The sequence below is a fragment of the Trinickia sp. genome (assembly GCF_051961175.1).
Classification (GTDB): Bacteria; Pseudomonadota; Gammaproteobacteria; order Burkholderiales; family Burkholderiaceae; genus Trinickia.
In genome coordinates this window covers 1-24237 of record NZ_JBQCDN010000147.1, presented here as the reverse complement: position 1 = coordinate 24237, position 24237 = coordinate 1, and the positions used below count along the sequence as shown (strand labels likewise).

The 24237-nt window shown below is 64.2% G+C and carries 24 protein-coding genes; 12 read left to right on the top strand and 12 right to left on the bottom strand.

Translation table 11 applies throughout. The features are described from left to right. From ACTHL0_RS08570 to ACTHL0_RS08560, 3 genes are all read right to left on the bottom strand, one after another. The coding region (locus ACTHL0_RS08570; protein WP_440566300.1) for a dihydroxyacetone kinase family protein at positions 1-1693 on the bottom strand (1693 nt) is incomplete at its 3' end. Between the two features lie 209 nt (positions 1694-1902). Continuing rightward, positions 1903-2031 carry a DUF29 family protein gene (locus tag ACTHL0_RS08565; RefSeq protein ID WP_440566304.1) on the bottom strand — a complete coding sequence of 43 codons (129 nt, stop codon included), beginning with the start codon at positions 2029-2031 and terminating at the stop codon, positions 1903-1905. Positions 2032-2290: 259 nt separating this feature from the next. Next, positions 2291-2560 (bottom strand): helix-turn-helix domain-containing protein, encoded by a 270-nt coding sequence (locus ACTHL0_RS08560; protein WP_440566299.1) that lies wholly within the window; start codon positions 2558-2560, stop codon positions 2291-2293. A 410-nt stretch (positions 2561-2970) separates the two neighbouring features. On the opposite strand from ACTHL0_RS08560, the gene ACTHL0_RS08555 reads away from it, so the two are divergent. After that, complete coding sequence (locus ACTHL0_RS08555) at positions 2971-3876, top strand: LysR family transcriptional regulator (RefSeq protein WP_440566298.1); 906 nt, start codon at positions 2971-2973, stop codon at positions 3874-3876. A 55-nt stretch (positions 3877-3931) separates the two neighbouring features. On the opposite strand, the gene ACTHL0_RS08550 is transcribed toward ACTHL0_RS08555, so the two are convergent. Further along, the gene (locus ACTHL0_RS08550; RefSeq protein ID WP_440566297.1) at positions 3932-4399 is read right to left on the bottom strand and encodes a VOC family protein; all 468 of its coding nucleotides are present in this window, start codon (positions 4397-4399) and stop codon (positions 3932-3934) included. A gap of 369 nt (positions 4400-4768) precedes the next feature. Here ACTHL0_RS08550 and ACTHL0_RS08545 point away from each other — a divergent pair, with 369 nt between their 5' ends. Both ACTHL0_RS08545 and ACTHL0_RS08540 read left to right on the top strand, forming a co-directional pair. Beyond that, positions 4769-6205 (top strand): MFS transporter, encoded by a 1437-nt coding sequence (locus tag ACTHL0_RS08545; protein WP_440566303.1) that lies wholly within the window; start codon positions 4769-4771, stop codon positions 6203-6205. Positions 6206-6357: 152 nt separating this feature from the next. Beyond that, complete coding sequence (locus ACTHL0_RS08540) at positions 6358-6606, top strand: hypothetical protein (protein ID WP_440566296.1); 249 nt, start codon at positions 6358-6360, stop codon at positions 6604-6606. A gap of 33 nt (positions 6607-6639) precedes the next feature. On the opposite strand, the gene pcaD is transcribed toward ACTHL0_RS08540, so the two are convergent. Further along, complete coding sequence (pcaD, locus tag ACTHL0_RS08535) at positions 6640-7437, bottom strand: 3-oxoadipate enol-lactonase (protein WP_440566295.1); 798 nt, start codon at positions 7435-7437, stop codon at positions 6640-6642. A gap of 165 nt (positions 7438-7602) precedes the next feature. Here pcaD and folE point away from each other — a divergent pair, with 165 nt between their 5' ends. Next, on the top strand, positions 7603-8277 hold the full coding sequence (gene folE, locus ACTHL0_RS08530) for a GTP cyclohydrolase I FolE (protein ID WP_440566294.1): 675 nt from the start codon (positions 7603-7605) through the stop codon (positions 8275-8277). An 81-nt stretch (positions 8278-8358) separates the two neighbouring features. Here the strand turns inward: folE and ACTHL0_RS08525 are convergent, their stop codons facing one another. The 4 genes from ACTHL0_RS08525 to ACTHL0_RS08510 all read right to left on the bottom strand — a co-directional run bounded on the left by ACTHL0_RS08525 (position 8359) and on the right by ACTHL0_RS08510 (position 11557). Beyond that, entirely contained in the window at positions 8359-9309 is a 951-nt protein-coding gene (locus tag ACTHL0_RS08525) for a DMT family transporter (RefSeq protein ID WP_440566293.1), read from the bottom strand. A 117-nt stretch (positions 9310-9426) separates the two neighbouring features. Next, positions 9427-10260 carry an AraC family transcriptional regulator gene (locus ACTHL0_RS08520; protein ID WP_440566292.1) on the bottom strand — a complete coding sequence of 278 codons (834 nt, stop codon included), beginning with the start codon at positions 10258-10260 and terminating at the stop codon, positions 9427-9429. Continuing rightward, on the bottom strand, positions 10257-11201 hold the full coding sequence (gene epsC, locus ACTHL0_RS08515) for a serine O-acetyltransferase EpsC (RefSeq protein ID WP_440566291.1): 945 nt from the start codon (positions 11199-11201) through the stop codon (positions 10257-10259). The genes ACTHL0_RS08520 and epsC overlap by 4 nt, the downstream gene beginning before the upstream one ends. 119 nt (positions 11202-11320) lie before the next feature. After that, positions 11321-11557 (bottom strand): hypothetical protein, encoded by a 237-nt coding sequence (locus tag ACTHL0_RS08510; protein ID WP_440566290.1) that lies wholly within the window; start codon positions 11555-11557, stop codon positions 11321-11323. A 393-nt stretch (positions 11558-11950) separates the two neighbouring features. Between ACTHL0_RS08510 and ACTHL0_RS08505 the strand changes: the two genes are divergently transcribed. Further along, positions 11951-12553 (top strand): short chain dehydrogenase, encoded by a 603-nt coding sequence (locus ACTHL0_RS08505; protein ID WP_440566289.1) that lies wholly within the window; start codon positions 11951-11953, stop codon positions 12551-12553. Positions 12554-12559: 6 nt separating this feature from the next. Here ACTHL0_RS08505 and ACTHL0_RS08500 read toward each other — a convergent pair whose 3' ends face one another. Next, positions 12560-14140: an aldehyde dehydrogenase (NADP(+)) gene (locus ACTHL0_RS08500; RefSeq protein WP_440566288.1), complete on the bottom strand. Its 1581-nt coding sequence runs from the start codon at positions 14138-14140 to the stop codon at positions 12560-12562. Positions 14141-14504: 364 nt separating this feature from the next. Then, a complete protein-coding gene (locus ACTHL0_RS08495; protein ID WP_440566287.1) occupies positions 14505-15803 on the bottom strand; it encodes an Nramp family divalent metal transporter in 1299 nt (432 codons plus the stop codon). Positions 15804-16092: 289 nt separating this feature from the next. Between ACTHL0_RS08495 and coxB the strand changes: the two genes are divergently transcribed. The 7 genes from coxB to bluB all read left to right on the top strand — a co-directional run bounded on the left by coxB (position 16093) and on the right by bluB (position 23712). After that, positions 16093-17145, top strand: coding sequence for a cytochrome c oxidase subunit II (gene coxB / locus ACTHL0_RS08490; protein WP_440566302.1), 1053 nt, complete (start codon positions 16093-16095; stop codon positions 17143-17145). Further along, positions 17142-19094 carry a cytochrome c oxidase subunit I gene (gene ctaD / locus ACTHL0_RS08485; protein WP_440566286.1) on the top strand — a complete coding sequence of 651 codons (1953 nt, stop codon included), beginning with the start codon at positions 17142-17144 and terminating at the stop codon, positions 19092-19094. Before coxB ends, ctaD begins: the two co-directional genes overlap by 4 nt. Then, a complete protein-coding gene (locus tag ACTHL0_RS08480) occupies positions 19091-19786 on the top strand; it encodes a cytochrome c oxidase subunit 3 (RefSeq protein ID WP_440566285.1) in 696 nt (231 codons plus the stop codon). The genes ctaD and ACTHL0_RS08480 overlap by 4 nt, the downstream gene beginning before the upstream one ends. A gap of 28 nt (positions 19787-19814) precedes the next feature. Next, positions 19815-20144, top strand: a complete 330-nt coding sequence (locus ACTHL0_RS08475) for a hypothetical protein (protein WP_440566284.1) — start codon at positions 19815-19817, stop codon at positions 20142-20144. Further along, positions 20120-21118, top strand: a complete 999-nt coding sequence (locus ACTHL0_RS08470) for a cytochrome c oxidase assembly protein (RefSeq protein WP_440566283.1) — start codon at positions 20120-20122, stop codon at positions 21116-21118. The genes ACTHL0_RS08475 and ACTHL0_RS08470 overlap by 25 nt, the downstream gene beginning before the upstream one ends. Positions 21119-21183: 65 nt before the next feature. Beyond that, a complete protein-coding gene (locus ACTHL0_RS08465) occupies positions 21184-22440 on the top strand; it encodes a c-type cytochrome (protein ID WP_440566301.1) in 1257 nt (418 codons plus the stop codon). A 585-nt stretch (positions 22441-23025) separates the two neighbouring features. Beyond that, positions 23026-23712, top strand: a complete 687-nt coding sequence (bluB, locus tag ACTHL0_RS08460) for a 5,6-dimethylbenzimidazole synthase (RefSeq protein WP_440566282.1) — start codon at positions 23026-23028, stop codon at positions 23710-23712. A 22-nt stretch (positions 23713-23734) separates the two neighbouring features. Here the strand turns inward: bluB and ACTHL0_RS08455 are convergent, their stop codons facing one another. Continuing rightward, complete coding sequence (locus ACTHL0_RS08455; RefSeq protein ID WP_440566281.1) at positions 23735-23980, bottom strand: hypothetical protein; 246 nt, start codon at positions 23978-23980, stop codon at positions 23735-23737. Positions 23981-24237 lie beyond the last annotated feature (257 nt).

The window sequence follows — 24237 nt, the reverse complement described above, 5'->3', positions numbered from 1 at the left end:
GCCAGCATGCGACGGCAACGGCACCGCCGTCGGGCGAGCCGATTGCACGCGTGCCCAAATAGCTGGCGCGTCCCGCGCGCGGCGTCATCTGCGCCGTCTCTTGCGCGCCCGCCTCAGCGGCAATCACAGCCCCCGCCCAAGCTTCACTCGCATCGAGGCCCGCTTCAAGACCGCCCTTAAAAGCGTCGACGGCAGGCATCCACGCATCGAGCATGGTGCGATCCCCCGGCTGCGCGCCGCCCAATTCTCCGACCGCGTCGGCAGCGCCCGCCATGGCCGCGGCCCAATGTTGAGGCGTGGGGTTCGGGTGATCGGCAAGAATGCGGGCAGCCCTCACCAAAGCCGTCGCGTAAAACGGCCCGGAGCTGCCGGCGATGGCCCGACGCAACGCCATGCCGAGCGCAGTAAGCGCCTGATCGGGTGCGGCAAGCGCGCTGCGGGGAATAGCAAGCATGGCTTCCGCGGCGCGCCGCATGCTTGCGCCAAGATCGCCGTCGCCGGCTTTCGTATCGAGATCCGTCAGGACGGCTTCGTGATCGCGCAACGCACGGGCGACTGCCTCCAGCGCAGGCTGAAACCTCTCCGGCCATCCGTGATTGCTGCGTTCGCCCGTCGCCGAGACGCGCGTCTCGGAAGCCGCCGGAACATGGGTTGCGATAGTGGGCTCGATGCGAATGCGCTGATTGACCGTCCCGCCACCGGGCCATGCCCGCGCTTCGGTTTCCGCGTCCAGAAGCGCCAGCATTTCATCATCCAGACGCAACACGGAAATCGAGCAACCCGGCATATCGAGTGCCGATAGAAAGGTGCCCGCCCAAGCTCGTTCGACGCGGACGTTCCTGGCGTTCAAGCTCGCGAACGCCGCGCGCAGAACCACGGCTAACTCCATCTCCGGCGTCGCACCCAGCCCATTCACCAACAACGCGACCCGTTCGCCGCCCTTCAATGCCAAGTCATCGACGATGTTGGCGAGCAACGTTTCCGTCAGTTCATCGGCCGACATCGGGGCGGTACGCTCGACGCCTTTCTCGCCATGAATGCCGAGACCGAGTTCAATCTCGTTGTCCGCTAAGTGAAAGCCCGCCTGCGCCGCGCCCGGCAACGTACATCCGTCGAGCGCAACACCCATCGTTCCGAGATTGGCGGCTGCTTTACGTGCAACGGCGGCCACCTGCGCCAACGAATGCCCCTTCGCCGCGGCCGCGCCGGCGATCTTATGGATCAATACCGTTCCCGCTATACCGCGACGCTGATGACGTTCGACTCGGCCGCGCAGGGAGACATCGTCCGCTATCGTCACGATTTCAACGGGGATCCCCTCCGATCGCGCCAACTCTGCGGCCAGGCCGAAGTTCAAACGGTCGCCCGTATAGTTCTTTACGATCAGCAACGCGCCGTTGTTTCCGGCTGTCGCGTGAATCGCCGCGAGTACTGCATCGGTGGACGGAGACGTGAACACCTCGCCGCATACGGCGGCACTTAGCATGCCGTTGCCGACGTATCCGCCGTGTGCGGGCTCATGGCCGCTTCCACCGCCCGAGATGAGGGCAACAGCGCGCTTCGATGGCTCGGGGAGCCCTTGTCGAACCAGGACGTTTTCATCGCCGAGAATAGCGACATGGGGAGCTTGCCGTGCTATCCCTTCCAACATCTGACGGACCACAGCGGACGGATCGTTGATCAGTTTCTTCATGGCGGCCTCAAGGTAGTTTGAGGGAGGCAACAAGGCGAAACCAGGGAAACGCTTGAGCGATGATACGAGCACGGACGACGGCCGATCTGGATTGTATCGGCCGAGTGCACATCAATGCTAGGGAAAGCCGGCTCGCCGCATCACGCAGCGGCCGTAAAAAAGCCAGCCCGAAGGCTGGCTTGCAGAGTGAGGCGATCCGAACCTCCGATTTACTCCGGCAGAAACCCCTCATCCAGCGCCTGCTCTATCGACCACGGGCAAGATTCGGGGAAGAACGCGTAACCGATGCCCGTCTCTTTGCTCGCATCGCGCCTCGCATCCGCCCACATATCCGCAATCCATTCCGGGTCGGTCGAGTCCGTCGAACTGGCAACGCTGGCACTTCTCTCAGTTCATACGCCAAAGCGCGTTCTGACTCAGGTATTTGGCATCCGTCATGTCCAACGACGAACGCAGCGGTCGATACCGGTTCCATACGTATCCGAGCCGCGGGTGAAACGGTTTCAAAGTCAGATTCAATCAGGACTTCGGGACATAGAGGGAAGCGAGACGAGAGTCAACCGGAACGGCCCTCTCGCCCGCTGCGCGAGAGCGCTATCAGCTAAAAGCGATGATACCGAGCATCAACGCCTTAACGGCGGCGTGGGTCTTGTTCGATGCGTTCAGTTTCGAGATAGCGCTAGCCACATGGAAGTTGATCGTGCGTTCCGTCACGCCGAGAATCATGCCGATCTCGCACGACGTTTTGCCGGCCGCGGCCCAGCGCAACACTTCGCATTCACGCTCGCTCAACGGCGACACCCCTCTTGCATCGCCGCGCAACGGCAAAGGCGGCACGGACATCTCGTGCTTCATCAGTTGCTCCATTTTCTGCTCCGCAAAAGAACGCAAATATGCAAAACCACTTGCACTACGCGCAGCCCACGGCATCGAAAAAAGCAATTCACGCCGCGTCCGAATGAAAACCGGGATTTACAAGAAAAAATTCCCCACGCACGCGATGAGGGGCAAAGAGAAATACAGGATCAGCGGTTCGCACGAGGCTTGAGCTGCTCCGGGATCTGCCTGCAGCGGCAGGCTAGCCGGAATTGAACATATGCGGTTTTGGAGCCGCACCTCGTTGGGCCGCACGATGCGGGAAAAGGCGTGAACACCCCGTGCCGCTTTTTTTTATATCGCGTTCAGCATAATCGCTGTTTCCGCACTGCGGAAGATGCGTAGGGCGCACTATATTCATGATTGCAACGCCATGAACGACGTACGAGCCGGTGGCCACCATGACTTCAATCGATTTGAACATGCTAGTCGTGCTCGATGTGCTGCTGACCGAGCAAAGTGTCGTCCGCGCAGCCCAGCGCCTGGAGTTGAGCCCGTCGGCGATGAGCCGGGCGCTGGCGCGGCTGCGCGTCGTGACCGGCGACCAACTACTCGTGCGCGCCGGCCATACCCTCGTGCCCACGCCGCTTGCGCAGGAATTGCGCGGCAAAGTCAGCGCGGTCGTCGCCGATGCGCAAAACGTCTTGCGTCCGTCGATCCGGCTCGACTTGGCCTCGCTCAAACGCACGTTCACCATTCGCGCGAACGATGGGTTCATCGAGCGCTACGGGGCCCGCATCGCCGCGCTCGTCGAGGAACAGGCGCCGCTCGTCCGGCTGCGTTTCGCGGCAAAACCCGACAAGGGCGGCGCGATGCTGCGCGACGGCATCGCCGATCTCGAAGTAGGCGTGGTCAATAACATGGCGCCGGAGCTGCGCATCCAAGCCTTGTTCCGCGACAAGTTCGTGGGCGTCGTCAGGCTCGGCCATCCCCTTGCCGGCGAGGACGTGACGGCGGAACGCTACACCGCGTTTCGGCACGTCAGCGTATCGCGGCGCGGCCTTGCGTTCGGGCCGATCGACGATGCGCTGCGCGCGTGCGGCGCCAAGCGCATCGTCAGCGTGATCGTGCCCAGCTTTCCCGATGCGCTCGCCTTGGCGCGAACGACCGATCTGGTGGCGAATGTGCCCGAGCGCCAAACCGACGCCGCGCGCGAAGGCATGTACACCTTCCGCTTGCCCGTGACCACGCCCGACGTCACCGTATCGCAGATCTGGCATCCCCGCCTCGACGGCGATTGCGCACATCGCTGGCTGCGCACCTGCCTGCGGCATGTGTGCAGCGACGCGCCGGATACGCTTCAGTAGCGTACCGGCAGGCCAAGCCGTATGGGCGGCCCAAGCCACCCGGGCCGCCCAGCCGTCAGCTGCGCGGCATCTCGGCCATCGCCCGCTGCATTTCCTCAACGCTCGGTTCGCTCACGTGCGTGGCGATGTGCCAATGATGCCCAAACGGATCGTCGACGGCGCCCCAGCGATCGCCCCAAAACATGTCGGCCAGCGGCATCTTGACGGTCGCACCGGCGGAGACGGCACGATCGAATGCCTTGTCGGCGTTCTCGAAATACAGGTACAGGCTGACCGGCGTGCCGTTCAGGGTCTGCGGTCCGGCCATGCCGCACTCGGCATTTTCATCGGTCATCATCAGCACCGAATCACCGATCTTGATCTGCGCATGCGCGATCTTGCCGTTGGGTCCGAGCATCCGAAACAGTTCCACCGCGCCAAATGCCTTTTCATAGAACGCGATCGCATCGGACGCGTTCCGGCAAATAAGGTGAGGCGTGACGGTATGCATCCCTTCGGGAATGGGTTTAATGGATGAGGTCATGCTGGGCGCTCCATTGTCATGAGGTTGTCGATGAATGGGCCTCGGCGTCCGCGGTATGACGGCTGTCGCGCGTCCGCACTATGGCTCGCGTATTGGCGTGTCGAGAGGCTCCGTCCTAACGACGAGCGAGCGCTCGCGATTTCGACATCGGTCTTCGGCTTTTTTAACGTTCGCGGCGGCGTGCGGCCGGGCGCTGCCGGATTGCCGATTGCGCCCCGAATCCCGTCACGATCTCGCACCCGTGGCGCCTCGCTCGACACCAGCGTCCGTGTTCGCACCCATTGTTAAGTAATTGACGACATGCCACATTGATATGGGGTTTTCCCTGCGCCCAGCCGCAAATCAGTCGCAAGGCGGCATGCGCAAGCAATCCACAGCCAAACGCAAAAAGAACGGAAAGAGGCGAAGATGACCGATCGACAATCCTTAGCAATCGCAGCACGGTTCGACCGACTGCCGCCGTCACGCACCGTCTGGACCATGGTGATGCTGATCTCGCTCGGCGGCGTGTTCGAGTTCTACGACCTGTTCTTCACCGGCTATGTCGCGCCGGGCATGGTGCAATCGGGACTGTTCAAACCGGACTCGCTCGGTTTCTTCGCAGCGCTGACGCCGATTGCCGTGGCAGGGTTCGGCACGTTCGTCTTCTCGACATTCGCCGGGCTGTGGCTCGGTACACTCGTCTTCGGTTTCGTCGCCGACCGCTTCGGGCGCCGTTTCATCTTTACCTGGTCGCGGATCTGGTACGTCGTCTGCACGGCGATCATGGCGTTCCAGCATTCGGGCCTCGCGATCAACTTGTGGCGGATCGTGGCCGGCATCGGCATTGGGGTGGAGCTTGTGACGATCGACTCGTACATTTCCGAGTTGATCCCGAGCGGCGAACGCGGCCGTGCCTATGCGGTCAATCAATTCATTACGTTCTGCGTCGTGCCGATCGTCGCGTTTCTCGCGTTCATCCTCAAGGGTACGCATCCGTTCGGGCTCGAATATTGGCGTGTGGTCATTCTGATCGGCACGCTGGGCGCCGCGTTCGTCTGGATTATCCGCCGCAACGTTCCGGAAAGCCCGCGCTGGCTCGCGCGTCAAGGACGCGTGGACGAGGCCGAGCGCATCGTCGCCGACATCGAGCGGCGCGTCGAAGCCGAAAAGGGCATTAAGCTGCCGCCGCCGCGGCCGATCGGCGATGAAGTCGAGGGGCGCGGCTCGTTCGGCGAAATCTTCGGCCCGCTCTATCGGAAGCGCACGGTCCTGCTCTCGATCTTCAACATCGCGCAAGCGATCGGCTTTTACGGCTTCGCCGCATGGGTTCCGACGCTGCTCATCAGCCGCGGCGTTCATGTCACGACGAGCCTGCAATACGCATTCATCATCGCCATCGCGAACCCGTTCGGCCCACTGCTCGGCACGCTGTTCGCCGATCGCATCGAACGTAAAGCGCAGATCTGCGGCGGCCTGTTGGTCATGGGCATCGTGATCGCCTTGTTCTCGCAGGCGTCATCGCCCGCGCTGCTGATCCTGCTCGGCGTGCTCTTCACGCTGGCGTCGAACGTCATGTCGTACGCCTATCACGGCTATCAAGCCGAGCTGTTCCCCACGCGCATCCGCGCGCGCGCCGTCGGCTTCGTTTATTCGTGGAGCCGGCTCGCCGTCGCCTTCGCAGGGCTCGCGATCGGGGTCTTGCTGCATACCTACGGCGTGCCTGGCGTAGCTGTCTTTATCGGCGCGGCCATGGTCGTCGGCATCTGCATGATCCTGCTCGGGCCGTCGACAAAGGGCCGCGCGCTGGAGTCGATCAGCCACTGATCGAACGCGCGGCGCAATACCGCGTGCGCTTGCTGCGCGAGTGGCGTACTCTTTTTGCAAAGCAGGGACTTGGCACCCGATGGAAGGCGGCCGCGCGAGCGCCGCCTCCGCCGATCGCCGCCGTGTTCACTTTGCCCGCGAGGAGGCTCTCGATGACCGCACCGGTTCGTACAGGCGCCCATATCGAAGGAATTCATTGGGTCGCCGAATATCTGGAAGACACGCACGAAATTCGCCTGCTGCGCGAAGGTCTGGAAGTGGGCGTCTGCGACGCACCCCCTAGCCTCTTCGGCGAGGAAGACGAAGCCGGATCGAAGAGCGTCGCCGATCATCGCGCGCTCGATGCCGCCCTGCGCGCGTACTTGCTACGGTTCGTCGCCGAGCACGACGCCGAAGAGTAGCCGCAGCGCAGCACGAACAGCGGGCAGGGGGCTTTATGCCGCGGTCGCGCCCGTCAGAAAATCGAGCACTGTTTGCGTAAATTCCTCGGCTCGTTCGATGTTCGACAAATGCTGCGCATCGAGTTCGACGAACCGGGCGCCGCTCACCGCAGCGGCGAGTGCGCGGCTGTCGTCCGGCGGAACGGACGGATCGGCGCGCCCGGTCATCACAAGCGTCGGCGCACGGATCGCGCCGAGTTCCGCCCGCAAATCCGCCGCGCCGATGGCCTCGCAATTGCTTGCGTATCCTTCGCTGTCCGCATGCACGAATGCGTCGCGAATGGCCGCATGCACGATCGGCTCGCGCGCCGCGAAGGCCGGGCTGAACCAGCGCTGCAGCGTGGCATCGGCCAGCGCACACGCCCCTTGCAGGCGAGCTTGCTGCGCTCGGGCCTGCCAGACTTCGGAAGTGCCGATTTTGGCCGCCGTATGCGCCAGTACGAGGCGATCGATCCGCTCGGCGTGTCGCACGCCCAGTGCGATGCCGATGAGCCCGCCCATCGATAGTCCGCAAAAATGCGCGCGCTCGATCGAGAGCGCATCGAACAAGCCAAGGACGTCGTGGGTCCACTGATCGACCGTGTACGGACCAGCCGGGGCATCGGAACAGCCGAGGCCGCGCGTATCGAACCGCAGTACACGAAACCGCGATGAAAACGCCGCGATCTGCGGTGCCCACATCGTCACGTCCGCGCCGAGCGCGTTCGCCAGCACGAGCCAAGGCGCCTCGCTGCGCTCGGCGGCGTCGATTCGGTAGTGCAAACGCATTCCGTTGATGTTCGCGAAAGACATGGCGGCCATTCCTCAACGATCGTAGTGGTCAATGTGACGATGGATGCCGGCTATTGTGCTACGGCAGCGCGCAACGCGCAGTGGGCTGCGCGCGGGAACGGAAATCGTGAAACAATGACCCCCATTTCGTAGAGTCGCGCAAGCCAGGCGCACGAGGAGCAAGCGATGAAGGAAGGATCCCGAGCGAAGAAAGCGCAGAAGGCGGCCCCGGGCGGCCAGCGCGTGGCGGCATCGGCGTCGGGGCCGGTGCGGCCGAGCCGCGCCGAGGCGGAAGACGCGGTGCGGGTGCTGCTGCGCTGGGCGGGCGACGATCCCGCACGCGAGGGTTTGCTCGATACGCCGGCTCGCGTCGTGCGCGCCTACGAAGAATTTTTCGAAGGCTATGCGCACGATCCGCGGGAAATTCTGGCCCGAACCTTTTCGGAGGTAGACGGCTACGACGAGATGGTCGTGCTCAAGGATATTCGCTTCGAAAGTTACTGCGAGCATCACATGGTGCCGATCATCGGCCGGGCACACGTCGCCTATCTGCCGAACCATCGCGTCGTCGGTATCTCCAAGCTGGCGCGGCTTGTCGATGCATTTGCGAAGCGGCTCCAGATCCAGGAGAAGATGACGGTGCAGATCGCCGATACGCTCAACGACATTTTGCAGCCCAAGGGTGTCGGCGTGATTCTTGAGGCGGCCCATCAATGCATCACGACGCGCGGCGTGCACAAGCCCGGCGTGCAGATGGTCACCTCGCGCATGCTCGGCTCGTTCCGCGACGATCCGTCTACGCGCCGCGAATTTCTATCCATTGTCGGCAACCCCGGCGCGGGTGGCATCCCGAACGCCTGAGCAGCGGGCGGCGGCCCCGGTCGGGCGGCGCTGCCTTTCTCATTCGGCTGCCGAAGCCACGCGCCGTTTCGCTTGGGAGTCCTAATCGAGTTGCACGCGCGATGACGATGGCAGCGGCGCGACTCGCGTGCGCCGTCGCGCACCGTCGCAAGCAATCAGCAGGACGGCGCTGAGCACGCATGCAATCGCCCACCCCTGGGCCGGCTCGATGGCTTCGTGCAGTACCGCTGCCGCAAGCAGGGCAGCCGAAATCGGAACGAATGCGGTCAACGCGCTGGCCTGCGCCCCGTCGATGCGTGCCGCCCCCGCGAACCAAAGCAGAAATCCCCCGACGGTAGGCACGAGCGCGTAGTACACGACACCCGCGACGGCGATGCCGTCGTAACGGAGCGCCCACGGTCGTTCGATCAGTGCAGGGACCAGCGACAGCGCAAGACCGATGCCGGACATCAGCGTCGACATCTGCAAGGGCGAAACAGGCGTGCGCAAGCGCTTGTTGAGCAAAATGAACAGCGCCTCGCAGACGACGGCCAGCAGAATAAAGACGTTGCCGAGCAGCGTCGATGCCGATACCCCCGCCGCGCCCCGTCCCGACGCATCGCCCGCATGTACCGTACACATAAGCACGCCGATCGTCGCCAGGGCAACGGCGCCGAGGGTGAGCACGCTGGGGCGCTCGCGCAGCACGAGGATCGCCACGAGGGCGGCTACGGCCGGCAGCGTCCCCGCGATCACCCCGGCATCGGTAGCCAACGTCAACCGCATGCCGCTCAGCAGCAGCACCGTATAACCCACGCTACCCGAGCCCGACTGCAAGACGAGCAGCCATGCCTCGCGCCGGCTCACACGTGGCCATGACTCGCCGGTTGCCTTCATCGCCAGCACGAACAGCGGAAAGGCAATGGCGAAGCGCAGAGCCGTCGCCGCGAAAGGCGGCAGTCCATGTGCGATCAGTTTGCTCGCCACGACGGTGCTGCCCACACCGATCATCGCCAGCGCGCAAAAGAAATAGCCCGTCAAACGTGAACCCATCGTCTCGCTCCCACCGGAAAAGAATGTGGCTCAGATTAGGCACGCGGGCTCAAGCGGTCTTGAACGAAATTGCAGGGAATGAGTGAGAGGCTGAGGCGGTGAGGCAGACTGGCGCGGCTAACGAACGGCGCAGGCGTATTGCGCGGGCGTCACGCCAAAGGCACGCACGAATGCACGCGTCATGTGGCTTTGATCGGCAAAACCGGCTCCCGCAGCCGCATCGGCGAGCGGAGTGCCGGCTTCGATCTGGCGCCGCGCGAGCGAAATGCGCCGCTGAATCACATAGGCATGAGGCGGCAGCCCCGTTTCGCGCGCGAACCCGCGCAGCAGTTGGAAGCGGCTCAGGCCTGCTTCGGCCGCAAGGCCCGTCAACGTGATGGTTGCGCACGGATCGTCGTCGATGCGCGCCTTTGCTCGCCGGATGGACACACTCACGCCGTCGGTCGATGCCTTCGTCGGTGCACGCAGCCGCACAGTGGCATGGCTGCGCAAGAACGCGGCCATCACCGCGTATAGCGCTTCGTCGCACGCCAACGTCTCGGCTGCGGCGGGCTCACGGGTGAGCGCAGCGAACGCTCGCTCGAACCGCGCGACGAACGCCTGGTCACGCAGGACGGGCTGTTCGAGTTCGACCGAAGCCGGTAGGGCTGCGCCAAGTTCGCCAGCGACGTCGTAGACGAGCGCCGGTTCGATATAGAGCATCCGCCATGCGCGGCCGCGTTCGTCGAACGGGCTGCCGTCGTGGACTTCGCCGGGGTTCACGGTAATGACGTCACCCGCGCGCGCCTGCACCGGGCCGCGTCCGCTTGCCGAATGCTGCGCGCCGCGCAGCAGCACGCCGACGCCGAATGTGTCGTGCGAATGGCGGGCGAACGATCGCGCCGTATCGGCCGCCGTCGCCTGCACGCCCGCGATGGCGCAACGATGCATGACGACGTGTCCGCGGTTCATCGGCGTGTGCGCCCCCGCGGCTCGGCTTCTTCGCCGCGTGCGCCTTCGCGGACGTTGCCTTGCGACACGCTCGAGCCGGGCGCGACACTGTGCGTAAGCCAGACGTTACCGCCAATGACGGCGCCGCGCCCAATCGTGACGCGGCCCAGAATCGTCGCCCCGGCGTAGATGACGACGTCGTCCTCGACGATCGGGTGCCGGGCGTGCCCTTTCACGAGCGCACCGTCGGCATCGGCCGGGAAGCTCTTCGCCCCGAGCGTCACGGCCTGATAAAGCCGCACCCGCTCGCCGATGATGGCCGTCTCGCCAATGACGACGCCGGTGCCATGATCGATGAAGAAGCTGCGCCCGATCTGCGCACCGGGGTGAATATCGATCCCGGTGGCCGAATGGGCGATCTCGTTGATGAATCGCGCCAGCAACGGCACGCCCAGGCTGTGGAGCGCATGCGCGAGCCGGTGATGCATGACGGCGAGCACGCCGGGGTAGCACAGCAGAATCTCGGTGATGTGCTGTGCGGCTGGATCGCCGGCATGCGCCGCTTGAATGTCGCTCACGAGCGTCGCCCGGATGCTCGGCAGCTGAGCACCCAGCGCACGCGTAATCTCGAACGCGCGCACCTCGAGTTCGGGCGCCGGCGTATCGGCATGCTCCGGCAAAAAACGCAAGGCGCGGCGCACTTGTTCGCACAAGAGCCGCAGCGTATTTTCCAGCGTCTGTCCGACGTAGTAGTCGACGCTTTCGTCGGTCAGGTCGGCCGCGCCGTAGTGCGTCGGAAACATGACGGCGCGCAGGCCCTCGACGATTCCGACGATCGCGTCACGCGAAGGCAGCGCTCGAATCCCGCGCGGATGGCGGGTTCGATGCAGCTCTTCGCGCGAGGCGCGCAGCTCGGCCACGATTTGATCGAGGCCCCAATGGCGGGAAAGCGAATTCGACATGATGGTGAAACCAGTAGGGATTGCGGCTGGTGAAGTCGGATATGCGAAGAGATTACCGCTTTTCCTGCGATTTTGTTCGAGCGGCAGCGTGTAGAACGACCGGCAGGGATTCGAACGCGCTATACCGTCAAGCTACTTGCGTCGATCCAACGCACCGCCCAGTCGCGGGCGTGCGCGATGGCTGCGGCTTCGTTGTCGAAGCGCAGATCGTTTGGGAAAAATCGATTCGCGACGAGCTCGCCGTCGCTCGAGCGCGAGATCACGACGTACGGCTGAAAGCTGCCGTCTCCTGCCCGCGCGGGCGCGCAATTGAGCAAGTATCCGCGATGCGTGAATGCGGCGTCGGGGTGATGCATGAGTCACCTGCCTCCCTGAATACGCTTGCTGCGACGCCGTGCGATGCGTCGCGCAACCGCGAATGCGAGCGCCTGACTGCGTTTTTGACCACGGGCGCCGGTTCGCCGGATTCGAATCATACTCTGTAGCAAACATCGGTTCTATCGAAAAAATCGCCGTTTTTTTCCCGATGGAAGACGAAGGGCTGCGCGGCCAAGCCCCGCCGACGCCGGAACGCCTCTTGCATCGACTCCGCATGGGCTTTTCGCTTCCGAGCACCGAACATGGGCATGAACGATCGTGCGCCCACGCGGTGCACCGGGTGCTGCGCCGCGCATCCGGCGCGATACGCGTCCATAATGCATCGACGCGGCGATTGCTGCCGCGCCCTTTTCGTTGACTGAGGAGCAGGGATGAAAATCGTTGTCATCGGCGCCAGCGGCACGCTCGGCCAAGCCGTCTGCGCGCAATTGAAGCAGCGCCACGAAGTGATCGAAGTCGGCGCGACGCGCGGTGATTATCACGTCGATGCCACGAACCTGCCGAGCGTCGAGCGTCTATTTCATGAGATCGGCCGCGTCGACGCCGTCGTAACGACGATCGGCAAGGTCCATTTCGGGCCGTTTCAGGAAATGACGGCAGACCAGTTCTGGATCGGCCTGCGGGACAAGCTCATGGGACAAGTGAACGTCGTGCTGGCCGCACAGCATCATCTGAACGACGGCGGCTCGTTCACGTTGACAAGTGGCATCCTGGCCGAGGAGCCGATCCGCGAAGGCATCAACGCGACCACGGTGAATTTCGCGCTCGAAGGGTTCGTGCGCGGCGCGGCAATCGAATTGCCGCGCGGCCTTCGGATCAATCTTGTCAGCCCCACCGTGCTCGAAGAATCGCTGGAAGCGTACGGCCCGTACTTTCGCGGGTTCGAGGCCGTCAGCGCGCAGCGCGCCGCGCTGGCCTACTGCCGCAGCGTGGAAGGCGCGCAAACGGGCCGCACCTATCGAGTGGGGGGCTGAGGACGATCAACGGCGCTCGAACGTGCCGTCGCGCAAACGCCAGAGTTCCAGCGGGTTGCCGTCCTGCACGGCCTCGGGCAGCAATTCCGCCGGCAAGTCCTGATAGCAGACGGGCCGCAGGAAACGCTCGATCGCGAGCGAACCCACCGACGTCGAACGCGGATCCGACGTCGCCGGGAACGGCCCGCCGTGCACCATGGCGTGCGAGACTTCCACGCCCGTCGAAAAGCCGTTCGCCAAAATGCGGCCGGCCTTGCGCTCGAGGGTCGGCAACAGCTGGCGCGCGAGTTCGATATCGTCGCGTTCCATTTGCAGCGTTGCTGTCAGTTGCCCTTCCACGTGCTCGGCCAATTCGATCATTTCCTCGACGTTCGCACAGGTGACGACGAGCGAGCTCGGGCCGAAGATTTCGTCTTCGAGCGGTGCCTCGGCAAGGAAGCGCGATTGCGTCGTCGCGAACAGCTCGGGCAATGCCGCATGGTGCGCCTCGGTGCTCGCGCCCTGGGCGACGCGCGTCACCCCTAGAACGGCCGCACGCTTGCTCACGCCGTCGCGGTAAGCGCTGGCGATACCGGCGGTCAGCATCGTTTGCGCGCCCTTCTTCTCGAGGGCCTTCGAGGCTGCATCGACGAACGCTTGGGAATGCGGGCCGTCAAGCACGACCACGAGCCCCGGATTCGTACAGAACTGGCCCACGCCGAGCGTCAATGAATCGACGAAGCCGTTCGCGATCGCCTCGCCGCGGGCAGCCAACGCACCGGGCAGGACGAAGACCGGGTTGATACTGCTCATTTCGGCGTAGACGGGGATCGGCTCGCGCCGGCGTGCCGCGATATTCATCAGCGCAATGCCGCCGCCGCGCGAACCCGTGAAGCCCACGGCCTTGATGGCCGGATGCGCGACGAGCGCTTCTCCGACCGCATTGCCCGCCCCGATCACGAGCGCGAACACGCCAGCCGGCAGGCCGCACTCGGCGACAGCCTCTTGAATCGCGCGGCCCACGAGTTCGGATGTGCCCAAATGCGCCGGGTGCGCCTTGACGACGACGGGGCAGCCGGCCGCCAACGCCGATGCCGTATCGCCGCCCGCTACCGAGAACGCAAGGGGGAAGTTGCTGGCACCGAACACGCCCACCGGGCCGACGGGAATCTTCTGCAAGCGCAGATCGGAGCGCGGGAGCGGCTTGCGCTCGGGCATCGCCGAATCGAGCGTTGCGCCGAGCCAGCGGCCGTCGCGCACGAGCTGGGCGAACAGCTTCAATTGGCCGACCGTTCGTGCGCGCTCGCCTTCGAGCCGTGCTTTGGGCAGCGCCGATTCCGCGTGCGCACGCTCGATGAGCGCGTCGCCGAGCGCGAGAATGCGCTCGCCGATCGCCTCCAGCAAACGCGCGCGCGTCGCGAGCGGTGCTTGGCGGAACGGATCGAACGCCGCTTGTGCCAGTCGGCAGGCGCGATCCACGTCGCCCGCATCGCCCGCGCCGAAGACCGGTTCGATCTCCGTGTTGCGGGCCGGGTCGAACGCGCGCAGCGTCCCGGCTGTACCGCGTACCGAGCTGCCGCCGATCAGCATATCTCCCGTGATCTGCATTGTCAGATTCTCCAATTGAGCCGGCTCGCTGTCCGGCGGTAGTCGCAATGGGGATGACGGGCGAAGCCGCGTCGGAACCGTTGATGATCGCATGAATCCCGGTTTTACGAGGATCCCCGCCCGCGTTGCCCAAATGTTGGAACAGATCGCTCCCGAAAACCCTCACCTTTCGTGCGTTCCGGCTCATTAAGGTGACGCATCGGATTGCTCGATACATCACCGGAAATCACCCGCGGTGTGCCATCACGTCGATGACGCGTGGACGTTGCCCAATTGGTGAACATTCCTGCTCGAAACCGCGGTTAACGTGAAGCGTCATGAAGGCATCGCCCTCACCGCGAATGAGGTCCCGAAAACACTCACCTCAGGCAAACGGCCAGGTCTGCGCGAGCAACATCGCATTCATCGCGACTACGACGACGAACGTCGTCACAGCCAATACCAACATCGCGCGTCCGAGGCGGTGCTCGCCCATGACGCTGCGGCGGCTCGCGAAACCGATCAACGCGAGCATCGGCACCGGGACGGCAAAGCTCAGCACCACCTGGCTCAGCACCAACGCACGCGTCACCCCAACGCCCAGCGCGACAACGATGAAACTGGGCGCCATCGTCACGAGGCGCAGCAGCCACAGGGGCAGCGATACGCCGAGAAAATCCTGCATGATCATTTGCCCCGCCATCGTGCCAACCACCGAACTCGAGAGGCCCGACGCCATCAGCGACGTCAAGAAAAGCCCCGCCGCCATCGAGCCGAACAACGGCGTCAGGGTGCGGTAAGCCGAGCCGATTTCGGTCACCTGACGATGACCGTCATGAAAGGCGCCGCTCGCCATGATGACCATGGCCATGTTGACGAGCCCCGCGACCGTCAGCGCCACGATCACCTCGACGTTGGAATAGCGGACGAGTTTCGCGCGCTCTTGCTCGGTACTCGGCTTGATGCGCTCGCCCGTCAGCCCCGAATGCAAAAAGAGCGCATGCGGCATGATGGTCGCCCCGACGATTCCAGCGCATACGATGAGCGCTTCACGATCGGGCACCGCCGGAACGAGCATGCCGCGCAGCACCGGCCGCCAAGGCACCGCCACGAAGCCGAGTTGCGCGATGTAGGCGACGGCGATCAACCCGACGAGCGCACCGATCGCCAGCTCGATCGGACGGAAGCCGCGTCGTTGCAGGGCCAGCAGCGCGTACGTGAAGACGGCAGTGATCGTCATGCCGATCAAGAGCGGCAGGTGGGCAAGCAGCGAGAACCCGATCGCACCGCCCAAAAACTCCGCGAGATCGGTCGCCATCGCAGCCACCTCGCTCACGATCCACATCGCCAACACCACCAGACGCGGCAGGCTGCGCGCGCACTGTTTGGCCAGGCTCACGCCCGTCGCGAGGCCGAGCCGCGCCGAAATGGCCTGGAACAGCATCGCCGCCACATTGGCGAACAGCACGGCCCAGAGCAGCCCGTAGCCGTAGCCGGCGCCCGCTTGCAGGTTCGTCGCAAGGTTGCCGGGATCCATATAGGCCACCGAAACCACCACCGCCGGGCCGGCCAGCGGCAGCAGCACATGCGCGCCGCGCCGCCGCCCCGCAAGCGCTTCCCGAACCTGCAACGTTGTACGTGCGCTCCAGCTGCGTTCGCGCTCGGATACGGGCGTGTCGTTCATGGCCAGCACCTCGCTAGGAGACGGAGAAACGCTCGGCGCCGAACGCTCGGCGGCCGCGATGGACCTGCGCTCGGGCGGCCCGTGAGGCGGGTGCGAACTCGCGTCTGATACACGTCAGTTTGGCAGTGTTTTGCGCTTTCGGCTGCTTCCCGCCGCATCGGTCACCGCCCCTCATCGGGAATGGAACCTGCTCTTCGCAACGCGTCCGCCAGAATGAACGACGACGCGCATGAAAAACCCGCGTGCCTTGCCCGCCCGCTTCAGCCGACCGCTTGCGCGCGTCATCGGTATGCGCCTCATCGGTGTGCGCGGCTGCGATGCGCTCGCAAGGGCCGTGCCGCTTGCATCAGTCGTCACGCCGATCGCATGCGCTGCGGCACCGCTCGAACATAGCGCGCTCGCGCCCGCCGGCGTGCAAGCGGAGCACATCGTCCGTCTATGGGATCTGACGCTCGTCGTTTGCGGATGCGTGTTCGCAGCGGTGCTCGCCGGCGTCTTGTTCGCGCTTTGGAAGCGTCGCAGTACCGATGCCGCCGCGCCGCCCGCGCTGGACGTCTACGTCCAACCGGAACACCGAACGCAGCGCGCCGTCGTATGGGCGAGCATGCTGTCGGTGGTGCTGCTGGTCGCACTCATCGTCGCCGATGTGGTCACCGATCGCGCGTTATCGAAGCTGCCCGACGCCAATGCGGTGCGGATCGATCTGACCGGATGGCAATGGTGGTGGCAGGCGCGCTACGCCGCCGGGCCGTCGCACGGCTTCTTTATCACCGCCAACGAACTGCATGTGCCGGTGGGACGGCCCATCGTCATCTCCCTGAAAGCCGGCGACGTCATCCACAGCTTCTGGGTCCCCAGCCTGCACGGGAAGAAGGACTTGCTGCCCGGCATCACATCGACGATCGAATTCCGAGCCGACCGCCCTGGGGTCTATGACGGTCCCTGCGCCGAGTATTGCGGGGCCGAACACGCGCTCATGGCATTGAGGGTCGTGGCCGATCCGCCCGATCGCTATGCGGCATGGGCAGCCGCGCAGGCCGCGAACGCGCCGCAGCCGTCGGACGACCTGGCCGTAAGGGGAATGCAGGTGTTCGAACGTTCGACGTGCGCGAACTGCCACATGGTTCGCGGAACGAGCGCGACCGGGCTGCTCGCACCCGACCTCACGCACCTGATGAGCCGACAAACGATCGCGGCTGGCGTACTGCCCAATGACGCTGCCGACCTGACGCGATGGATCCGCGATCCAGGTGCCGTCAAGCCCGGCACGACGATGCCGGCAGTCCCCCTGACCACGCCCGATCTTCAAGCGCTCGTTGCCTGGCTGACCACGCTCAAATGACCCGCTCCGACATCGCTCCTCACCCGCCCCTCGACACGCGGCTCGCCGACGGTCCCGACGCGCCGGAAAGCGTACGCCATCTGCTCGCGCAGACGTGGGCCGATCCACCCGGCTGGCTGGGCTGGCTGGCGGCCATCAACCACAAAACGATCGCACGGCGGTTCATTGCGACGACATTCGCCTTCTTCCTGCTCGCCGGCGTGCTGGCGCTCGTCATGCGTCTCCAGCTTTCGCGCCCCGGCAACCGCGTAGTCGGGCCCGATACCTACGATGCGCTGTTCACGCTGCATGGCACGACGATGATGTTCCTGTTCGCGGTGCCCGTCATGCAGGCCGTCGCCGGCTATCTGATTCCGCTCATGATCGGCGCGCGCAGCATCGCGTTTCCGCGGATGAACGCCTATGCGTACTGGATGTTTCTGTTCGGCGGGGTGACGCTTTATGTCTTCGCGCTGCTCGGCACCGCACCGCAGGCAGGATGGTTCAGCTACGTGCCGCTCGCCGGGCCGAACTACGGACTCGGCAAAGGCCCCGACATTTGGGCGCAGATGATCACGTTCACCGAATTGTCCGGGCTGCTCGAAGCGGTGATCCTCATCACAACGATTCTGAAAATGCGGGCACCGGGCATGTCGCTCAATCGCATGCCGCTCTTTGCGTGGGCCACGCTCGTCACGCAATTCATGGTCATTTTCGCGATGCCTTCGATCATGCTGGTCAGCACATCGCTGATTCTGGACCGGCTCGTCGGCACCCATTTCTTCGATCCGTCGCTTGGCGGCGACGTGCTCCTCTGGCAGCACCTGTTCTGGTTCTTCGGTCACCCCGAGGTGTACCTGATCTTCATCCCCGCCCTCGGGTTCATCTCGTCGATCCTGCCGGCTTTCACACGCCGCCCTGTATTCGGGTATACGGCCATCGTCCTCGCCCTGATCGCGACGGCATTCCTCGCGTTCGGCCTCTGGGTCCATCACATGTTCGCCACGAGCATCCCCGCGCTCGGCAAGAGCTTTTTCACGGCGGCAAGCGTCATGATCGCCGTGCCGTCCGGAATACAGATCTATTGTTGGATCGCCACGCTCGTCACGGGCCGGCTCGTTCTGAAGACGCCGTTATTGTTCGTGCTCGCGTTCTTTTTCATTCTCGTGCTGGGCGGCATGACGGGCATCATGCTCGGTGCCGTCCCGCTCGATCTGCAACTGCACGATACGTATTTCGTCGTTGCCCATCTGCATTACGTGCTGCTCGGCGGCGCCGTCTTTCCGTTGTTCGGCGCGTTCTACTACTGGTTCCCGAAGATCACGGGGCGAATGCTTGACGAACGGCTGGGCCGCTGGCAGTTCTGGCTCTTCTTCATCGGCTTTAACGTCACGTTTTTTCCGATGCATCTGCTTGGCCTGCATGGCATGCCGCGCCGTCTCTGGACCTATCCGAGCGGCATGGGCTGGTCGGGTATGAATATGCTGTCGAGCCTCGGCTCCGCCATGATCGCGCTGAGCATCGTGTTGTTCCTCGTCAATGTCGTGCGCGCGCACTGGCGCGGCGAGCCCGCCAACGACAATCCCTGGGGCGGGGGCACGCTCGAATGGAGTACATCGAGCCCACCGCCCCCGCACAACTTCGATGCGTTGCCCGTCGTCTACGGACGCGACCCGCTCTGGGAACCCGCTGGCAAGCCTGCCTTTGTCTCGGGGCTTGCAGCCGATGCGCGCGAAGTGCTCGTCACGACGGTCCTCGACGCGGAACCCGATCTGCGCTCGCTGTTCCCGGCACCGTCGATCTGGCCGTTCGTCAGCGCGATCGCCACCACCCTCCTGTTCATCGGCTCCGTCTTCACGCCGTGGGCCATCGTCTGGGGCTCGATACCGGTCGTCGTGACGCTCACAGCCTGGTTCTGGCCGACGCATCGCGAAAACGCGCAGGCGCTCGCCCTGGAGCGTGCTCCATGAAAGCCGGCGCGCCGGCGGATACCAACGGCCCGGGCAATACGAACGGGCCGGCCGCGGCACGATCGCCGCCAACCGGCGTCACGACAACCGCAGCCGCCGATACGCTCGACGTCCGAGGCTTGCCCTCGTTCGCGTTCAGCTTCCGCAGCCTGATGTGGTGGGCGACGGCCGGCCTGATGCTGATCGAGGGCACCGCATTCGCCATCGCGATCGTCATGTATTTCTACCTGCGCGACATCAACGCCGCGTGGCCACTGAATGCCCCCGCCCCCGACTGGCGCTGGGGCACGTTGAACACGGCGGTCCTCCTGGCGAGCATGGTGCCGAACCAGTTCGTCAAACGCGCTGCAGAGCGGCAGAACCGCCGCTCCTCGCGCGTCTGGCTCGTCGTCTGTCTGCTCTTCGCGATTGCGTTCCTTGTCGTCCGCGGGTTCGAATTCGCGGCGTTGAACGTGACGTGGTATGCGAATGCTTACGGGTCCATCGTGTGGTTCCTGCTGGGGCTGCATACCACCCACCTGGTGACAGACACAATCGATACGGCGGTACTGGCTGGCTTGCTTTACATCGGCCCGTTCCAAGGCAAGCGTTTCGTCGATGTGAGCGAAAACGCACTCTATTGGTATTTCGTCGTATTGAGCTGGCTGCCGATCTATGCGGTCATCTATCTTGCGCCACGGGTTCATCCTTGAATCCACCGGGCGAGGAGGCATCGCTGCAATGAAAACCTGGCTCGGTTTGCTCGGGGCGCCGACGGTCGTGCTCGCGGCGCAAAGCGCCGATTATGCGTTGGTGCAATTCGCCTGCCGCTGGGGAACGTTCGCCCCGCTCTGCGCCGTGAGCGCGGTCGGTTTCGTATTTTCGGCGATCGCAACGATAGCCGCCTTCTATCAATGGCGGGCAACGGCGGCACCGTTTCGCGCGAGCTACGACGCTCGCGCCGCGCGTCCAGCCTGTCTCGTTTTTGCAGCCATGGGGGTGGGTGCGCTTTGCACGTTGATCCAGCTGACGATGTGGTTTCCGCAATGGCTACTGTCGCCCTGCCGCTAGCCGTGCCCCATCGGCGGACGGAAACACCCTCGCGGGCGGCCTGTGCGGCCTTGCTGTGTGCACCGGCGTACGCGCAAGCCCATGAGTGGATCGCGGGCGCCAAGGGCATCCCGGCCTTCGGCTGGGCGTTTCCAATGTGGGTCGTGACGCTGCTTGCCGTCGTCATGGGGCTGTACGGCATCGGCTTCGTCCGCCTGCATCGACGAAGTTCCACTGGATGCGTCACTCGGCGTAAGCACGCCGCAGCGTTTGTCGCCGGATGGGCCGCGCTCGCGCTCGTGCTGGTCTCGCCGCTTGCGGCCTTGAGCGGTGCGCTGTTCTCGGCGCATATGGTCGAGCATGAAGCGATGATGCTGATTTGCGCGCCGCTGATCGTGCTGGGGCGTCCGTTGGGCATCATGATGTGGGCGTTTCCCCGTACGACGCGCGTCGCCCTGGGACGGCTCGTGCGCGCCCGAGCCTGGACAGCGTGCTGGCGGCGGCTCGTCTCGCCGCTCTGGGCCTGGACGCTTCACGCGATCGCGCTATGGGCGTGGCATGTCCCCCGCCTGTTCGAGGCCGCCGTCGCCCATCCGCTCATCCATACGATGCAGCACGCCAGCTTTTTAGTGACGGCGCTGCTGCTTTGGCGCGGGATCGTCGGCGAAGGCGCGACGCGGCGCGGCAGCGGTCCGGCGATGTTCTCGCTGTTCACGACGATGGTCCACACCGGAGCGCTGGGCGCGCTGATCGCACTCGCACCGGGCATCTGGTACCCGTCCTATATCGAGCCAACGAGCGCACTGGGGGTGGATCCGCTTCGCGACCAGCAACTGGGCGGCCTCATCATGTGGATCCCTGGTGCGGTGGCCTACCTCATGGGCGCGCTGGCGGTCGCATCGCGCTGGCTCAGTCAACAAGCAACGTCGAGGCGGCCGTATCGCTGGCATGCACTCGGCGCCGATCGTCTTGCCCCGGGGAAACGAACGCCATGAAAAAGCCGCCGCGCATGGCAACCGATTTGTTCATGCTGACTTTGCCCGCCATCCTTGCGATTGCCATGGGCAATACACGACACACCGCGCAGCCGGTCGCACAGGAGGCAGCCCCCGCCGACGCGGCGTTGCTGGCTCGCGGCGAGTACGTGGCCAAAGCCGCCGACTGCGCAGGGTGCCACACCGCGCCGGAAGGCGGAGCGCCGTTCGCGGGTGGGCTCGGAATGGGCTCGCCGTTCGGAACGATCAAAACGAGCAACATCACGCCCGATCCGCGCTTCGGCATCGGCCGCTACAGCTACCAGGACTTCGATCGCGCCGTACGGCACGGCGTCGCGCCGGGCGGCAAGGCGCTGTATCCCGCGATGCCCTACCCCGAGTTTTCGAAGATGTCGGACGACGACCTACGCGCGCTCTACGCTTTTCTGATGCACCGCATTCCACCCGTTGCGAAGCCGAATGAGCCGGCCGACGTTGCCTTCCCATTCAATCAACGCTGGACGCTCTATGGTTGGCAGTTCGTGTTCATGCCGCACGATGGATTCAAGTCATATGCCCCCGACGATCCGCAATGGACGCGCGGCGCCTATCTTGTCCAGTCGCTCGGGCACTGCGGTGCCTGTCATACGCCTCGCGGATGGGGATACCAAGAGCGCGGGTATGACGAATCGGCACCGCGTTTTCTCACCGGCGGAGTGAACGACCATTGGTTCGCGCCGAATCTGACCGGCGATTCGGGTTCCGGTCTCGGCCGCCTGACCGAAACCGATATCGCGCATTTCCTCAAAACCGGTCACGCGCGCGGCACCGTTGCGTACGGCAGCATGGTCGAGCAAATCGAGGACAGCACGCAGTACTACACCGACACGGACTTACTCGCGATTGCCCATTACCTGAAGAGCCTCGCACCGCGTCAGCCATCGGGCACCTTCGCCCCTGTTGCCCAGCCCGCGCGGGCAAGCACGAACGGTAATCGCGTAGCGGACGCTCAATCGCTTGGATATGTCGTCTACCAATCGTTTTGCACGAAATGCCACGGCGACGATGGCCAGGGCGTGCCGAAGGCAATCCCCGCACTTGCGGGGAACCCTTCCGTTTTGGCAAAAGACACGACGTCCCTGATTCGTCTCATCGTGGAAGGCGGCAACAGCCCCGCCACGTTGAGCGGGCCGCCACGGCAGCGGATGCCCGCCTTTGCAGGAACCCTATCGAATGCGCAGCTGGCGGACGCGCTAACTTACATTCGAGGAGCGTGGGGCAACGTTGCGCAGCCCATTAGCGGAAACGATGTGGCATCGCTGCGCGAGAGCCTGCACAAGTAGCGGCCCGCCAGGATCGACGCCTGGCGATGATAGCGTCGCACGCCACGTGTGCTCCGCACGCCGGATGCGACGCTTTATCCGCCCGCGCTTCGTACTCCTGATCAACCTTCGTCACATCGGACGCCGGGACGCACACCTGATGAGGAAAGTGCACCTCCCGCGCTCACCTCCTCCCGATTATGGCTGCCGTTGCCCGCCTTGCTGGCGCGGCAGCTTCTGCTGGTTTTGCTGCTGTTGCCCCACGGGCTTACTCTGCTGCTGTTGGCGCGGGTTACTCGGCGCCGAGTTGCTGGGCTTCGCGTGCGACATGGCTGTGCCTCCGTTCGGTTGTCGGTTGCGATATTCCTCATAAGACGTCGCAACGGGCATTCCCGAAACCGCCGCCTGGGACGCCGGCAGTTGCGAAACGGGCGGACCGGTAGGGCGCCAGCACAACACGCGCCCTTTCCATGCAGCGAATCGTTTCACTGCGCGACCTTTGGCCGCCCTTTCATGCGAATCGCGTCGCTATCCGTGCGCCCAAGGGTCAGGCGCTTTACACTTCGCGTATTGCTACCCCCGCGGCTTTCATGACGCCTTCATTCCATGGCGATGCAATTTGACGATGACCAACGTGCGGCCGTCTATCGCGCGATTTACGAACGCCGCGACATGCGGCACTTCGTGCGCGGTCCGGTTGATTCCGATGTGCTGGCTCGCTTGATCGATGCGGCCCATCACGCGCCGAGCGTGGGCTTCATGCAACCGTGGCGTATCGCTCGCATCACGGATCCGGCGCTGCGCGCGGCGCTGCACGCCGCTGTCGAACGCGAACGCGTGCGCACGGCCGATGCGCTGCAAGCGCGCCATGACGAATTCATGCGCCTGAAAGTGGAAGGCATGCTCGAATGCGGCGAGCTGCTCGTCATGGCGTTGATGGACGGCCGGGAGCGACACGTGTTCGGACGACGCACGATGCCGGAGATGGATCTCGCTTCCGTTGCATGCGCCATTCAGAACATGTGGCTGGCGGCGCGCGCCGAAGGGCTCGGTATGGGATGGGTGTCGCTATTCGATGTCGACGAAGTGCGTACGCTGATGCGAATGCCGCCAGGTGCGAAGCCCGTGGCGATCCTATGCCTCGGACATGTCGAAGGGTTTTATCCGAAGCCGATGCTCGAACTCGAGCAATGGGCCAAGCGGATGCCGATCGGCGAGTGTGTGTATGAAAATCATTGGCCGGCTGATCACGCAGTTGATCAGGCAGCCGCACCCACCTCGCAAGAGCAATGACGCTCGGCGCTCGCGCCGGGCGTCAGCTTTCGCAGCGGTAGAAATCCATATGCTGGCCCGCCGCTACAGCTCGGCGCAGCCAATCGGGAGGATCCCCGAATCCGTCCCACGTGTTGCCCATTGCGTCGCGATAAAGAATCGGCCGCTCCGCCGCCTTATCGGCGGTTATCGATTCGGCGACGGCTTCCACGGTAATGCCGTACTCTTCCATGCGGCGTCGCAGCCAGCGAATCAACCGTTCGCGAGCTTCGCCTTCAAGCTGTTCCATCGATGATTCCGGTTATGGTTGATGCGGAGGTCGCTAAATGCCCCCGTTGACCCGAGCCGAATCATACTCGACTCGCGGCCGATAGGTTGCAGCCGCCCGCAAGCGCGTGCCCTGAAGGCAGCGCAAGATGTCGTCAAGCGGTGTCGGCTTGAATTATCGATACAAAATCGGCAAAAAGCAAAACCGGCAAAAAGCCAGTGTACCTTTTCGCATGCACGGACCGTTCAACGCTGCCGATCGGCGCTTGCCGTCGCCGC